This is a genomic window from Cecembia calidifontis, from assembly GCF_004216715.1.
GTDB lineage: Bacteria > Bacteroidota > Bacteroidia > Cytophagales > Cyclobacteriaceae > Cecembia_A > Cecembia_A calidifontis.
In genome coordinates this window covers 3,026,758-3,040,903 of record NZ_SGXG01000001.1, presented here as the reverse complement: position 1 = coordinate 3,040,903, position 14,146 = coordinate 3,026,758, and the positions used below count along the sequence as shown (strand labels likewise).

General features: G+C 41.9%; 12 protein-coding genes. 6 read left to right on the top strand and 6 right to left on the bottom strand.

The annotated features are described in order from the left end of the window. Window positions 1-52 precede the first annotated feature (52 nt). The gene (locus BC751_RS13150; protein ID WP_130275936.1) at window positions 53-1,138 is read right to left on the bottom strand and encodes an oxygenase MpaB family protein; all 1,086 of its coding nucleotides are present in this window, start codon (window positions 1,136-1,138) and stop codon (window positions 53-55) included. Between the two features lie 51 nt (window positions 1,139-1,189). On the opposite strand from BC751_RS13150, the gene BC751_RS13145 reads away from it, so the two are divergent. After that, entirely contained in the window at window positions 1,190-2,089 is a 900-nt protein-coding gene (locus tag BC751_RS13145) for a TolB-like translocation protein (RefSeq protein ID WP_130275935.1), read from the top strand. A 350-nt stretch (window positions 2,090-2,439) separates the two neighbouring features. Here the strand turns inward: BC751_RS13145 and BC751_RS13140 are convergent, their stop codons facing one another. Then, complete coding sequence (locus tag BC751_RS13140) at window positions 2,440-3,993, bottom strand: AbgT family transporter (RefSeq protein WP_130275934.1); 1,554 nt, start codon at window positions 3,991-3,993, stop codon at window positions 2,440-2,442. 140 nt (window positions 3,994-4,133) lie between these two features. Between BC751_RS13140 and BC751_RS13135 the strand changes: the two genes are divergently transcribed. From BC751_RS13135 to BC751_RS13125, 3 genes are all read left to right on the top strand, one after another. Beyond that, complete coding sequence (locus tag BC751_RS13135; protein WP_130273814.1) at window positions 4,134-5,144, top strand: IS30 family transposase; 1,011 nt, start codon at window positions 4,134-4,136, stop codon at window positions 5,142-5,144. Window positions 5,145-5,232: 88 nt separating this feature from the next. Next, the gene (locus BC751_RS13130; RefSeq protein ID WP_130275933.1) at window positions 5,233-6,144 is read left to right on the top strand and encodes an SMP-30/gluconolactonase/LRE family protein; all 912 of its coding nucleotides are present in this window, start codon (window positions 5,233-5,235) and stop codon (window positions 6,142-6,144) included. Window positions 6,145-6,383: 239 nt separating this feature from the next. Then, window positions 6,384-7,589: an IS256 family transposase gene (locus BC751_RS13125; protein ID WP_130274032.1), complete on the top strand. Its 1,206-nt coding sequence runs from the start codon at window positions 6,384-6,386 to the stop codon at window positions 7,587-7,589. Window positions 7,590-7,798: 209 nt separating this feature from the next. On the opposite strand, the gene BC751_RS13120 is transcribed toward BC751_RS13125, so the two are convergent. The 4 genes from BC751_RS13120 to BC751_RS13105 all read right to left on the bottom strand — a co-directional run bounded on the left by BC751_RS13120 (window position 7,799) and on the right by BC751_RS13105 (window position 11,581). After that, window positions 7,799-8,506 (bottom strand): DsbA family oxidoreductase, encoded by a 708-nt coding sequence (locus tag BC751_RS13120; RefSeq protein ID WP_130275932.1) that lies wholly within the window; start codon window positions 8,504-8,506, stop codon window positions 7,799-7,801. Between the two features lie 426 nt (window positions 8,507-8,932). Further along, window positions 8,933-9,811: an IS3 family transposase gene (locus tag BC751_RS13115; protein ID WP_165389836.1), complete on the bottom strand. Its 879-nt coding sequence runs from the start codon at window positions 9,809-9,811 to the stop codon at window positions 8,933-8,935. Beyond that, entirely contained in the window at window positions 9,808-10,188 is a 381-nt protein-coding gene (locus BC751_RS13110; RefSeq protein WP_130275476.1) for a transposase, read from the bottom strand. The genes BC751_RS13115 and BC751_RS13110 overlap by 4 nt, the downstream gene beginning before the upstream one ends. A gap of 352 nt (window positions 10,189-10,540) precedes the next feature. Further along, entirely contained in the window at window positions 10,541-11,581 is a 1,041-nt protein-coding gene (locus BC751_RS13105) for a Fic family protein (RefSeq protein WP_242617473.1), read from the bottom strand. A 144-nt stretch (window positions 11,582-11,725) separates the two neighbouring features. On the opposite strand from BC751_RS13105, the gene BC751_RS13100 reads away from it, so the two are divergent. Together BC751_RS13100 and BC751_RS13095 are read left to right on the top strand one after the other, a co-directional pair. Beyond that, window positions 11,726-12,556 carry an aminotransferase class V-fold PLP-dependent enzyme gene (locus tag BC751_RS13100; RefSeq protein WP_341272842.1) on the top strand — a complete coding sequence of 277 codons (831 nt, stop codon included), beginning with the start codon at window positions 11,726-11,728 and terminating at the stop codon, window positions 12,554-12,556. A gap of 118 nt (window positions 12,557-12,674) precedes the next feature. Further along, the gene (locus BC751_RS13095) at window positions 12,675-13,982 is read left to right on the top strand and encodes an IS1380 family transposase (RefSeq protein WP_130273823.1); all 1,308 of its coding nucleotides are present in this window, start codon (window positions 12,675-12,677) and stop codon (window positions 13,980-13,982) included. Window positions 13,983-14,146 lie beyond the last annotated feature (164 nt).

The following is a 14,146-nucleotide window of genomic DNA, read 5'->3' as shown; positions in this document are numbered from 1 at the left end:
TGAGGGGTTTTTAAATAAACTTCGCCATAAGAACGGACAAAATACTGTCCGATTATGAACGCTTCCTGGTAGGTAATTTCAATTCAGGTATCCTTCCGAATTGAATTTTACTCTGCTCCATAAAAATCCTTCGGATTTTATCATAAGAACTTCCAGCCCCATACTGCCTGAAAAAACTGAATTCTAACAAAAGACCATATACCTCTTTGGGCAATACCAAATTGTCGCTGATTCCCAAAGCCTCGGCAGCCTCATTTCCAACAAAATAGGCTACCAAAGCTTCTGCCCTGTCAGCCAGGGCGGGATCGTGGATAGTGTTTTTGTAATAGTCCAACAAAGCCTGTATCAGAATGTGGCCTGCTTCAGAGGATTTTAAATGCCTTTTCCTTATGATTCTTTCCAATTCAAAAGCTTCCTTTGCAGTTTCTGGCCAAAAGTCAACGGAAATCCCCAAATACCAACCGATAACTTTCCAATAATGCAGCACAGCTTCCGCAATCTGCTTACCCGGATACCTCCCCAGTTTTTCCAGTCCGCGCATCACCAACAAGCTAAAGGCCAGATTGGTCCCCAACATATCTTCCTGATTGATGGGCAGACCCCAAGTTTCATTCCAGTCCTTGCTATATTTTTGTACAAATAACCTGCTAAAGGCATGGATCAGCCTGACTTTTGCCAAAGTCAACATGCACCTATCATCACCTAAGAAAGTTCCAGGCCTGAAACTGTCCAATAGAAATAGCGCTGTCTCAGAAAGCCGCATGCCTATCTCATCAGTAATTCTCTTTGACCTCACCAAAACCTGCGCCCCATCGGCAAAGGCATAACAGTAAGGAAGTGAGTAAAAGCCAAGCATAGAAAGGTAGAGATTACCCTCCTTTTGAAAAAATTCCTGTGCCAAAGTCACCTTTTTTTCATCCAGCCAGTCAGGCAAAACCTTAAAAGATCTAAGGTAATATGAAAAAAGCTCAGGTAAACGACCTATTTCTTCTGACCTTGGAAACTCTGACCAGGAATTAAAAACATCTATCCAGTTCGGATGTTCAAAAAGGAATAACACTACCTGATCGCCTAAAGGATCTCCCAGTTCCCTGAGCTTATCCAGTTCCTGATTTTGATATAATTTGAGTTTGTTCACAGCATTCTAACCTTCATTTTGTAATTTGGTTTCCAAATTCCGGAGATAACTATGTTTAAACGATTTTTATTCCTTAAGATAACCCTGACTTCCATTGCATTTACCTCTTTTTCTCAAGTCCCGACTGATTTAATAGCTGTGGATGTTAAAGTTACAGGAGCAAACTTGAAAATTTTTCCGGAAACAACAGTCAAGATAACTGACAGGAAGGCCTATGATAACCAACCCAATTTCATCAATGAAAAGCAGATGGCCTTTTCAGCGGCAGATGACAAAGGCAACCATGATATCATCATCTATAATTTCGAATCCAAAAAATTCACCAACCTCACCAAAACGAATGATAAGAGTGAATATTCTCCTTCCCTGACAGATTGCGGACTTTATGTGTCTGCTGTCACAGTGGAAGAGGATGGAAAGCAAAGACTTTGGCTCTACCCCACCAATTTTGGTGAACCTGAGCTTCTATATGATGACATTGAACCAGTAGGCTACTATGACTGGTATGACAACAAAGCTGCTATGTTTGTATTGGGTACTCCTAACTCCCTTGTTTATCCTTATAGCAAAGGGGAAATTTTCACCATCAGTCAGAACGTCGGCAGGTCCATCAAAAGAAAACCAAAATCCAGTATTATCACTTATATTGATAAGAATATAGTCAAGGAAATCAATGGGCTAAAGTCCTATGCCATCAAAGGGTTTGATATTGAAAAAAGAACTTACCAGGATTTTGGCTTTACCTACCCTGGATCGGAGGACTTCATTTGGTTGAACCATCACTTGATCTTGATGGGCAGCGGTAACCAACTTTTTGTGCGCAAAGCCAATTCCAAAGAATGGGAACTGGCAGGAAGTATTCACATCAATGGCTATAAAAACATTAGCAGGATAGCCTACTCCCCAAAATTAAAGAAGTTGGTTGTGGTCATGAACCGTACCGGCCATTGAGTTGGTCCGAAATTAATTTTAGGCTTATTCACTTAAATTCCAATTGACAAATTCAGGAGAACCAATGTCAGCTGCTTTGCAGACTTTCAAGTTCAAAATCTGATCAATGCTTTGGAATTTTCTTTTCAAAAGAATTAATTTCATCAAACTTACACTTTTGCCTTGGCCCTTATAATCTCATTCTCCAATACTATTCCTCATTCTCCATTCTCTCCCCTCTGTGCCTCCTCTGTGTAATTAAAAAAATCAATTTTCTTCAGATCCAAGCTCACCAACCTTCAAAGCTCCTGCTTTTCCGAAATCCGACTTTCGAAATCCCTCCTTTGCCTTTTGCCTTGGTTCTTGATAAACTAAGGTACCATCAAATACTCATAAATCGCCTGAAGCCCCAATGGTATCCCAATCGTCCAGTACAAGAGTAAAAACAAGGTCCATGTCACCAAAAGCACCAGAGAATAAGGCAACATGATGGAAACCAATGTACCTATTCCTGTAGATTTGACATACTTCTGACAGAACACCACAATCAGAGGAAAATAAGGCAATAGAGGCGTGATGATATTGGAAACCGAATCCCCTACCCGGTATGCGGCCTGGGTCAGATCAGGAGATATTCCCAACTGCATCAACATGGGAACAAAAATCGGACTGATCAAAGCCCATTTGGCAGAAGCTGAACCTACAAGGAGATTTACAAAGGCCGTCAAAATCACAATGCCGACAATAGTCACCTGAGCGGGGAGGTCCAAAGCCTGTAGAAAATTAGCTCCTTTTAATGCTGTCAAAGAGCCGATGTTGGAAAGGGTAAAGGCATTGATAAACAAAGCACAGAAAAAGGCCATCACAATATAATAAGCCATACTTCCCATGGCCTTACTCATAGATGCCACCATATCCTTGAGGGATTTATAGGTTCCACTGGCAAAACCATAAACCAAGCCGGGAATCCAGAAAACAACAAATATCAAAGGAACTATGGATTTCATCAAGGGTGCACCAAATGAGGTGAGTTCGCCTTCAGGATCCCTTAATGCAGAATCATTCGGGATAGCCCAAAGCACCAATAAAATCAACAGGGCAAACATGGTGAAAAAAGCGATCCAAAAAGACTTTTGCTCCTTTTCGTTCAGCCTGTCCATGGTAGGAATGTCTTCCAAATTGTCATCCACCTTGACATTCTTATTCAATCTGGGCTCAATTACCCTATCTGTCAGGTACCAAACTACCGCAATTACAACAACGCTGGAAAGCCCTGTGAAATAGATATTGTTAAGCGGATTGAGCAAAATCTCCGGATCCATGATCCTGGCCGCGGATTGGGTAAAACTCTGGATCAAAGGATCTATACTGGATGGGATAAAGTTGGCACTGAAGCCCCCGGAGACGCCAGCAAAGGCAGCCGCAATACCCGCCAATGGATGTCGCCCTGCAGCATAAAAGATCACGCCGCCCAATGGAATCACCAACACATATCCCGCATCGGCAGCCGTATGGCTGACTATTGCTACCAAGACCAAAATCGGTGTTAGGAGCATCCTCGGTGTAATACCCAATAAGAATTTTAGTCCGGCATTGATAAATCCTGAATGCTCGGCCACTCCCACCCCCAGCATCGCCAATAAAACCACTCCCAAAGGCGGAAAATTGATAAAAACATTGGTCATATTGGCCAAAAATGAGGCCAACTGGGGACCTGTCAGCAAGTTTTGGATGCGCAGTTCGTTGCCCGATCTGGGATCAATTGCGCCAAAGTCAATCGGAGACAGCAATGCTGATAATACCCAGGTGATGAGCATCAAAAAGAAAAACAACATGGCCGGATCCGGCAGTTTATTTCCTGCTTTTTCAATGAAATCCAGAAATCTATCCAAAAAGGTTTTCGGCTTTTGCGCGACGTTGCTCATATTGGGCTATATTTAGGTTTCTCAAAAATAAGCAGCCTTATTTAATTTCCTATATTCAAGTCATAAATGCAACACTAAGGGTTTAAGGGAAGGAACCTAGGTTCCTTCCCTTAGGCTGAAAATATTAATTTAGTGTTGTCATGAATAAATTTAAACATCTCAGCCAGGAACAAAGGTACCAAATAGAGGCTTTATTTAGAAACGGAACTTCCCAGACCAAAATCGCTGCGATTATCGGTGTCAACAAAAGTACTGTATCCAGAGAACTTCAAAGAAATACCGGCAAGAGGGGCCGTTATAGCGGTGAATATAAGGCTGCAGTTGCCCAGAACCGTACAGACGAAAGACATAGACTCAAGAGAAAGCGAATCAAATTTACCGAGTCCCTTAAAGAAGAGGCCCGCAAATTCCTTGTTGTTGACAAATTGAGCCCAGAGCTAATATCGGTCACCTGGAAGAAACAAGGTAAAGAAGGGGTTTGTCATGAGACACTCTACAACTGGATATTTACTGCCAAAAAAAGTAGCCATTGGAGATACCGAAGGGACAGGGAGCTTTACAAGAATCTCCGGCATGGTAAAAGAAAGCGTAAGAGAGGTAATTACAGGCATACCAGAGGAATTATCAGGGAGAGAGTTCCAATTGACCAAAGGCCTCCTGTAGTTGAAAAAAGACAAAGGATAGGAGATATTGAAGTAGACCTTATGATGGGGAAAAACCACAAATCAGCTCTTTTGGTACTGGTGGACAGGGCAACCTTGGTTACTACCATAGAGAAACTTGATGGTAAAAATGCAGATATCATTGAACAGAAAATAGCAAAGAGAATACAGAGAATTGGTGCTTCGTTCTTCAAATCAATCACTTTCGATAATGATATGGCATTCGCAAACCATTATAAAATCAGAGATAAATTCAATATCCCAACATTCTTTACAAGACCATACACTTCACAGGATAAAGGAACAGTGGAAAACAGAATCGGACTTATCAGGGCTTTCCTGCCAAAGGGTACTGACCTCAATCAAATCTCTCGGGAACAGATCCAAAATATAGAAACCAAAATCAATAACAGGCCAATAAGAAAGTTTAATTATCTTAGTCCTATCGAATGTCTAATGAAAAAATTAGGCGTTGCATTTATGACTTGAACATGGCTTTCAAAGAAAGGCCAAAAACTTATATTTGATCATCAATTCACTAATCAAGCTAACCTTAAGCACCAAACAACCTATTGCAATGAAAAAAAACATCACCTTGTTTTTCGTTTTATTGGGGTGTTTCACCACCCTTTTTGCCCAGGAACCGATAGAAGACAAAAAGAAAATCGTAGCCAAAAATGCAAAGCTCACTAAAGTAGCAGATGGCTTTTCCTTCACAGAAGGACCTGCTGTTCACAGAAATGGGGATGTTTATTTCACAGACCAACCCAACAACCGGATCATGAGGTGGTCTGCTACCCGAAATGAGGTTAGCGTATTCATGGAAGATGCTGGAAGGTCCAACGGTATGTTTTTTGACCGCAGGGGAAATCTTATTACCTGCGCAGACCTTGAAAACCAACTTTGGTCCATTGACGACAAAGGAAATCATACCGTCCTCATCGAAAATTTCAAAGGAAAGTTACTCAATGGCCCCAATGACCTTTGGGTTGCACCTAACGGGGGCATTTATTTCACAGATCCATTGTACAAAAGACCGTACTGGACCAGAAATCCAGAAATGCAGCAAGATGGGGAACACCTGTATTACCTTGCTCCAGACCGTCTGCAGTTTTTTAGGGTTGATGAAAACCTTGTAAAACCCAATGGAATTATCGGAACCCCGGATGGCAAAAAACTTTATGTGGCCGATATTGGCGCCAATAAAACTTACGTCTACGATATCGAAGAGGATGGTTACTTGAAAAACAGGAGACTTTTCTGTGAGATGGGCTCTGACGGCATGACGATAGACTTTAGAGGAAATGTTTATCTAACCGGTAAAGGAGTGACCGTCTTTAGCCCAAATGGAGAGAAAATCGCACATATTCCCGTTCCTGAAAACTGGACAGCCAATGTGGTTTTGGGAGGTACGGATAGAAAAACCCTCTTTATCACCGCCATGGGGGCTGTTTACACCCTGAACATGAAAGTCAGAGGGGTCTATTGAAAGGTTAAAAAAAATGGTTCAAGTCAGTGACTTGAACCATTTTTTTTTACAAGGACACTATTGGGACTATGACACAAACTGTGTAAGTTGGTTTCACTACTTACGAAGTTAAAGTTAAACCTCGAAATTCTCTGTGTGATTTAGAAGAAATCGCACAGGGAATTTGAGGAACCCGCGGTAGGCGCCCCCCGGTCTGTGTGTGGACAATTTCTTACCTTTATAACACACAGATTACAAAAATGAAAAAAGAAGATCTCCTAAATGATGACTTCCTCAAGCAGTTCAGGACTGCCGGGGAGCTTAATTCCTTCCTTCAACAGCTTCAGAAAAGAGCCGTTGAGAAAATGCTTGAAGGCGAGCTGGATGCCCATCTTGGCTATGAAAAGCATCAGAATTCCGATAATCCCAATTCAAGGAACGGCTATTCCACCAAAACAATAAAAAACACATTTGGGGAAGCTGAAATCAGAGTCCCAAGAGACAGGGACGGCAGCTTTGAGCCTGCCCTTGTGCCCAAACGCAGAAGCATGGCGGAGGGCGTTGAAAACGTGATCATTTCCATGTATGCCAAGGGAATGTCAAACCAGGACATCGAAGAACAGATCCGGGAGCTTTATGACATCAATGTTTCCTCCTCCACCATCTCAAGGGTTACCGGTGCCGTAGCGGAGGATATTGTTGCATGGAGAAACAGGCCGCTTGACCCTGTATACCTGATCGTTTGGATGGATGGTATATCCTTCAAAGTCAGGGAGAACTCCAAAGTGGTCAACAAGACCGTTTATATTGCCGTTGGCCTCAGAACTAACGGCCTTAAAGAGATCCTAGGCCTTTGGCTTGGCAAGAATGAATCTTCGGCTTTCTGGATGGGGGTACTCACCGACCTGAAAGCCAGAGGGGTTGAAGATATTCTCATAACGGCAACTGACAACCTGAACGGGTTTACTGATACGATAAAAGCTTCATTCCCCCAATCAGTCACTCAGATATGTGTCGTCCACCAGATCAGAAACGCATGTAGATATGTCGCATGGAAAGACCGCAGGGCGTTTACAAGGGATATGAAGGAAATTTATACCGCCCCTACAAAAGATGCTGCTTGGGCTGCCCTGAACGATTTTGCCAAAAAATGGGAATCCAAATACGCTTATGCCATCAAAAGCTGGAGGGACAACTGGGATGAACTCACCGTTTTCTTCGATTACCCGGCTGAAATCCGTAAAATCATCTATACCACCAACCTGATTGAAAATCTCAATGGAAAGATCAGAAAATACACCAAAAACAAGCTCTCTTTCCCGACAGATGATGCCGTAATGAAGTCTGTTTTCCTGGCTGCAAGAGAAGCATCGAAAAAATGGACTATGCCTATCAGAGACTGGGGAGCTATTCTTAACAGTTTCCTGCTTATATTTGGTGATAGGGTCAGGCTTCTTGATACCTGACAATAAAACCATAATTTGAAGTTTACACACTTATCGGGATAGTGTCACACTATTCGGATATACTAATGAACTTAGAGATTAGGTTTTACCTCTTCTTTCAATCGCCTTTTCCCACATCCTAACTTGCTATATTTAAACTTTAAACATTAAACTTTAAACCACGAACTCTCTCCCCCTCATCTCTCAGTCTCAAAGAAATAGCGCCCCCTCTAACAATTACCATCCACATCACAGGCTGCACCATCATCAGAACCGGCGACATCCAAAATCGGATTTTCTTTCACATAATCCATCCAGGCCCTTTCCAAAGTCTTTTCAAAAACATCCGGTGCCTGAGCGCCTGAAATGGCATATTTTCTATCAAACACAAAAAAAGGCACTCCCCTTACACCCAGCATCCTTGATTCTGCAATATCCTTGTCAACTTTATCCATATACACATTTCTTTGCAGGCATTCAGCTGCCTCTTCTCTGTCTATCCCGACTTCTTCAGCCAAACCCAACAAAGTATTCTGGTCATCAATATTTGCACCTTCGGTAAAATAAGCCCGCAGCAAACGCTCCTTCATTTCGCTGCCTTTGCCCAGGGATTTGGCCAACTGTAATATATTATGGGCTCTTTTGGCATTGGCCACTACGGTTTTATCCATTTGATAAAAAAGACCCTCTCCCTCTGCCATTTCTGATACCTGTCGGGTGATCTGACGGGTCTGATCCAAACTCCAACCCTTGGTTTCTGCAAGATATTCCACCGTACTTTTCTGGGGATCAGTCTGCATATCAGGATTCAATAAAAAACTTTTCCATTCAATTTGAACCTTATCTGCATGTTCAAAATTTTTCAATGCTGTCTCCAGCCTGCGCTTACCGATATAACAAAATGGACACATAATGTCCGACCAGATTTCTATTTTCATTGTATTCTTTTTTATTTGTTACTTAAATCAATTTACCCTCCGGATGGTTCAAAAAAACAAGACAAAAGAATGCCCTTCCTGTGCAATGGAGGTGGACAAAACGCTGGAATACTGTCCAATTTGTCAATTTCACTTTCCAAAAAAAAATCCGGTATACCAATGGCTGGCCATCCTTTTAGCTTTACTATTATTGTTGATGTTTATTTTTTAGCCACCCATTCGTTACAGGACTAAATCATAATTGACTCCAAAGGTTTTACCTCTTAGTGAACCCCTTAATCCCTGAACTCCTTAATGGTTCAAAACCCTTGTCACGTCCTGATTTTACTTGACACTTTTTTCTTTGTTTTTTCTTTTATTTTCAATCCTCTTAAATGCCCTAGAGCCCAAGTAAGGAGACCTGTCAAGGCCGGAGCGAAGCGACGTTTATATAGCCTCGACAGGTCTCTGTCTTGGGCTACTTTTGCGTTTGAGAGATGAAAACACTGTTAGTCCCTCATGTACCTCAATCGGCTTCTTCATATTTAATGAACAATGTGGCCTCTTTTCATTGTAGGCCCATACTCCATGCCTTACTGCTGCAAACGCTTCTTTGAGATTCTTAAACCTGTCCCCAAGTTTATATTCAATCTTCAGAATCCCGTTAACCCGCTCTGCCATTGCATTATCATAGCAATTCCCTGCTTCTCCCATACTGGACTTTATACCTTCCTTTTCCAGTAATTCAGTATAAATCTTACTGCAATACTGAAAGCCCCTATCTGAGTGATGAACAATGCCTTCTGTTGACGGACATTGTTCTATCGCCATTTTTAAGGCTTCTACAGCACATTTTGACTCAAGCGTATTCCCCAAATACCATCCTACTATCTTCCTGCTGTATGCATCGGTAATAAGATACAGGTACCTGAAGGAATCCCCGACACGGATATAGGTTATGTCCGAAACCCAGGCCTGATGGGCAGTGGTCCAGACATTGCCATTGAACAGATCCTCATATTTACTGTAGCGCATAAATGACTGCGTTGTAACAACATACTTCCTCTTGCGCTTGACCAGCAAGCCTTCAGAACGCAACAACTCAAAGAGCCTGTCCCTTCCTATGCTGATCTCCAACCTCACCGCATCTTCTCTGATCAACTCCTGAAGCTTTCTTGTGCCCATCATCGGATGCGTCCTCCGGTAATCCCGGACAAGCTCCAATACCAGGTCGTATTGCGCTTCCTCCTTCAACTTGGAGTCCATCCAACCATAATATGCTGACCTACTGTAACCAAAGTAAGTACAACCGGACTTAACGCTCACTTCTTCAGGCCTTTTTGAAACAGTCCGTTGCCAAAGTTTTTTTTTAAATCCGTCTTGTATTCATCATTTGAAACATCTATCAGCGTCTCAAGCATCTTGTTGGCAACTATCGAATCGGCCAAGGCAAGTTTTAACCTCTTGTTCTCCTCTTCCAGTTCCTTAAGTCTTCTCTTCTCATCCATAGTCTCTATTCTAACCCTTTTGTTCAACAAATGATCCCTGCCAAAGGACCTGACCCACCTCTGGATCGTCTCCGCTCCTCTAATATCATACTTCTTTTGAAGATAAGAATAGGAACTTCCATTTTCCAGCTCCTCTACTACTTGCTTCTTGAAGCTAATACTGTACCTGTTAAATTCCCGAACCGTTTTTGTCATTTTTTTCCTGTTTTTAGTTTGACTTAATCTGTCAAGCTATTTCAGGACGTGACACCTACTTCCAACCTTCGAAATCCGACGACCGACTTCCTACTTCCCACTTCAAACCGGTCCTTCAGACCTTTGATTTTCTTGAACATTTCATTTTACCCAAGGCTATTTTCTTAGGTGGCCCTTCTGTCCTTTGGCATTTTTTATTCCCAAATGCGACTTTCAGAAATCCACCTTCTTAATGAACCCCTTAATTCCCTGAACTCCTTAATGGTTCAAAACCCTACTTCCGACCTTCGAAATCCGACTTCCAACTTCCGACTTCAGAAACCACCCCATGACTTGCGTCACAGGGTGATACCTACACCATCTCCAAATGCTTCTGGAGAGATTCTATAACTGCATCAGCTACCAAGTGATAGAAAATATCCGGATTATTATCAATTTGTACAGCCTCTAATGCCTTATAGTAAGACAACCTGGAAGCCAGATCCCCTTTCAGATTAGCAATGGTCAACCCATGCTTCAAGAGGATCAGATTCATGACCAACCTACTTGTCCTTCCATTGCCATCAATAAATGGATGGATACTGACCAAACGCTCATGCATCTCTGCCGCCAAAATAACCGGATGAAGGATTTTTTTTTGATTATCATAATGGATAAAATACTCCTCCATCATTTTGTCCAAAAGAAAAGGCTGAGGCGGCACATGCTCACTTCCTGAAATCCTTACAGGAACCTTCCTATACCTACCGGCATTTTCTTTGTCTATACCCTTAAGGATTAGGTAATGCAATTCCATCAAGACCCTGGGTCCAAAATCCATTTTATCGGAAACCAGCTGTTCAATGTACGAAACAGCCTCAGCATGATTAATAGCCTCTAAATGCTCCCTCATGGACTTACCCCCAATAGTAATCCCTTCATTGACTACCAAATGGGTCTCCTGAAGGGTAAGGGTATTGCCTTCAATCCTATTGCTTTCATAGGTGTAGGACACCATGAAAAACTCCTGCATTTTGCGAAGCTGTGTCCTATTCAAAGGCCTTTTGGAATTCCAATCCTTCTTTAGGGCATCAATAGCAGACAACTTTTCCTGAATGGATTTTGATAAACCCTGCATCTGAAGTGCTTTATGGCTGCTCAAGTACTCTACCCTGGATTCTGCCAGGGAAAGTATCTCTACAGCATCGGATTCATGCTCTAGAATTTGGTAAATTTTCTCTGCTACCCATGCCTTCCTTAAGGTATCAAAAGGTGCATCCAATGCCAATGAAAGAGATTTTAAATTCTCCTCGGTAGGCATCCTAGACCCTTTTTCAAATTTGGACACCAAAGCAGGGTCTACGCCACTTTCAAAGGCAAGCTGACGCACGGCCCATCCTTTCCTTTTCCTCATTTCAAAAAGCATTTGAGAAAGCGTCTCCATTTTATCCTCCTTTGTTGACTAATTTATTGTTGACAAATTTAATCAACAAATTTAGGATTGGAAATTTTTTTTTCAATTTTTTTTCCTCAAATTAAGGTCAAACTTCAGCACCCAATGAATAAAAGAGATTTTCTTAAAAGTCTGGCATTTACCAGTCTTGCTTCCTCGGCTTCTTTCCAAGCCTTTTCCAAAACTGTGGAAGCTTACTCCCATATACCTGCCACAGATTTGGCAAAGGATGAGGATTTTTGGGCCAAAATACGTGAAGGGTACCGATTGAAACCCGATTATATTAATCTGGAGAATGGATATTATTGCTTTATTCCCCAGGAAACATTAGAGGGATACATCTCATGGATTAGGGAAATCAATTATCAGGGCTCTTGGTATTTCAGAACAGTCCAATGGGAAAATAAAGACAAAGCTGCAGCACGATTGGCCAAAATTTTCGGTGGTACACCAGATGAGGTAGCCATCACCAGAAATGCCACGGAATCATTGGACACGATCATTTCGGGCTATCCTTGGGAAAAGGGTGATGAGGCCATCTTTGCCCACCAAGACTATGGCAGCATCCAAAACATGTTCGAATTGGTAAGCAGGCGTTATGGGGTAGTGAACAAAATCGTAGACATTCCCTTACATCCGGCATCTGATGAGGAGATTGTGAAAATTTACGAAGATGCCATCACCCCAAAAACCAAACTGATCATGGTCAGCCACATGATCAATATCACCGGCCAAATCCTTCCGGTAAAAAAAATCTGCGACATGGCCCATCGCCATGGAGTAGAAGTCATGTTGGATGGGGCACATTGTATCGCACATTTTGACTTCAAAATAGATGATTTGGGTTGTGATTATTATGCCTGTAGCCTGCACAAATGGCTCAGTGTACCTTTAGGTGCTGGTTTATTGTATGTCAAAAAAGACAAAATACCTTAAATCCGCAGGGCGGATTTAAAAAAAGCCGAAAAAGTGGCTGAATTTATTCAATTCAGGCTTTTCCGGCTCGTTTTTTTTTCACTTATTTAGGTGTTACCACACATCCTTGATAAGCGGTATGAAAATTACGAATTCGACAGAAAAAATCACACCTTTCGGAGGTTTTAATTTTGTTTTTAACTCTTTCAAAAATTCTGGTCTCCCAGAACTCATTGATAATCAATTGGGGGTTAGAGCCTTAAGGGGAGGGTTTTCATACAGTGACATTTTCGCCAATCATATGGCTATTTTCTTTAATGGTGGCGACTGTACTGAAGATATCAATGTTCACTTGAGAGACGCACTTGAACAGGTCCCTTCATTTTCAGTATGCAGTGCCGATACAATTCTGAGAGGTATCAAAGAGCTTGCTGTTGATACAGAACTCTTTATAAATCCGTCCAGTGGAGTAAGCCATGAATTTAATATCAATGGAAAACTCAACAGCTTGTTGTTAAAATCAGCTTGTAAGACCGGATTACTCAAGTCAGGTGTTGCTTACGACCTCGATTATGACAACACCGTCATTCCAACTGAAAAGTACGATTCAAAAAAGACATATAAACACGTCTATGGATATCAGCCAGGTGTAGCTTCCATAGCACATCCTGAATTTTCACAGGCCATTCCTGTGTACGTAGAGGGCAGAAATGGCAACAGTCAGGCCAAATATTTGCAGGCTGATACACTTACACGCATGTTTGGGCAGCTTACCAATGAAAATATCCGTATCGGAAGGTTCAGAGCCGATTCAGCATCCTATCAGGAAGAAGTTCTCCGCACACTGGAAGCACATACCGAAAGCTTTTATATACGGGCAAACAGATGTGCCAAACTGGATAATATCCTTGGAAGTATAGCCCCTGAGAAGTGGCAGAAAATACGTTTGGGTGTACAGGAAATGGAAGTTACTGACCTATCCGACTACAAACCTTTCGGTAAAGACAGGTCTTACAGGCTGGTCATTACCAGAATCAGGCGTAAAGACGGGCAGGCAGATGTGTTTAGTGGAGATGCATTTACTTACAGGGCTATTCTGACCAATGAACATACATCGTCCAATGAAGCTGTTGTAAGGTTTTATAACGCCCGGGGTGCAAGCGAACGCTTGTTTGATGTACTCAACAATGACTTTGGCTGGTCTAAGTTGCCCTGTTCGTTCCTTGCAGAGAATACCTCCTTTATGCTTATGACGGCTATGTATGCCAATTTTTACACCTATATCATTGGAGAGTATTCCAGAAAAGTTGATTGGCTTAAGCCTACCGACAGGCTCAAGAAGTTTATCTTCAGATTTATCACTGTTTCAGCCAAGTGGATAAGAACGGGAAGAAGAGAAGTGCTCAAACTGTTCACGAGTAAGGATTACAAGCCGATTTTGAACTAAATTCAGATAAAAACCCCTCAGGAGCTCAAAAAATAAAGATTTACAGGGAAGAGGTATGCCTTTTCCATTAAAATTGAGGAAAAAAACCGTCCATTTTATCCTCAAACCTAAAATCCATTGTCTCAAAACTATGAACACTCTTCAATCAAAGGGAAGAAATTCCC

Bases quoted from the DNA above. Each gene is read 5' to 3' on its own strand.
- BC751_RS13145 (WP_130275935.1), top strand. From the start codon at position 1,190: ATGTTTAAACGATTTTTATTCCTTAAGATAACCCTGACTTCCATTGCA.
- BC751_RS13140 (WP_130275934.1), bottom strand. From the start codon at position 3,993: ATGAGCAACGTCGCGCAAAAGCCGAAAACCTTTTTGGATAGATTTCTG.
- BC751_RS13135 (WP_130273814.1), top strand. From the start codon at position 4,134: ATGAATAAATTTAAACATCTCAGCCAGGAACAAAGGTACCAAATAGAG.
- BC751_RS13130 (WP_130275933.1), top strand. From the start codon at position 5,233: ATGAAAAAAAACATCACCTTGTTTTTCGTTTTATTGGGGTGTTTCACC.
- BC751_RS13125 (WP_130274032.1), top strand. From the start codon at position 6,384: ATGAAAAAAGAAGATCTCCTAAATGATGACTTCCTCAAGCAGTTCAGG.
- BC751_RS13120 (WP_130275932.1), bottom strand. From the start codon at position 8,506: ATGAAAATAGAAATCTGGTCGGACATTATGTGTCCATTTTGTTATATC.
- BC751_RS13110 (WP_130275476.1), bottom strand. From the start codon at position 10,188: ATGACAAAAACGGTTCGGGAATTTAACAGGTACAGTATTAGCTTCAAG.
- BC751_RS13105 (WP_242617473.1), bottom strand. From the start codon at position 11,581: ATGAGGAAAAGGAAAGGATGGGCCGTGCGTCAGCTTGCCTTTGAAAGT.
- BC751_RS13100 (WP_341272842.1), top strand. From the start codon at position 11,726: ATGAATAAAAGAGATTTTCTTAAAAGTCTGGCATTTACCAGTCTTGCT.
- BC751_RS13095 (WP_130273823.1), top strand. From the start codon at position 12,675: ATGAAAATTACGAATTCGACAGAAAAAATCACACCTTTCGGAGGTTTT.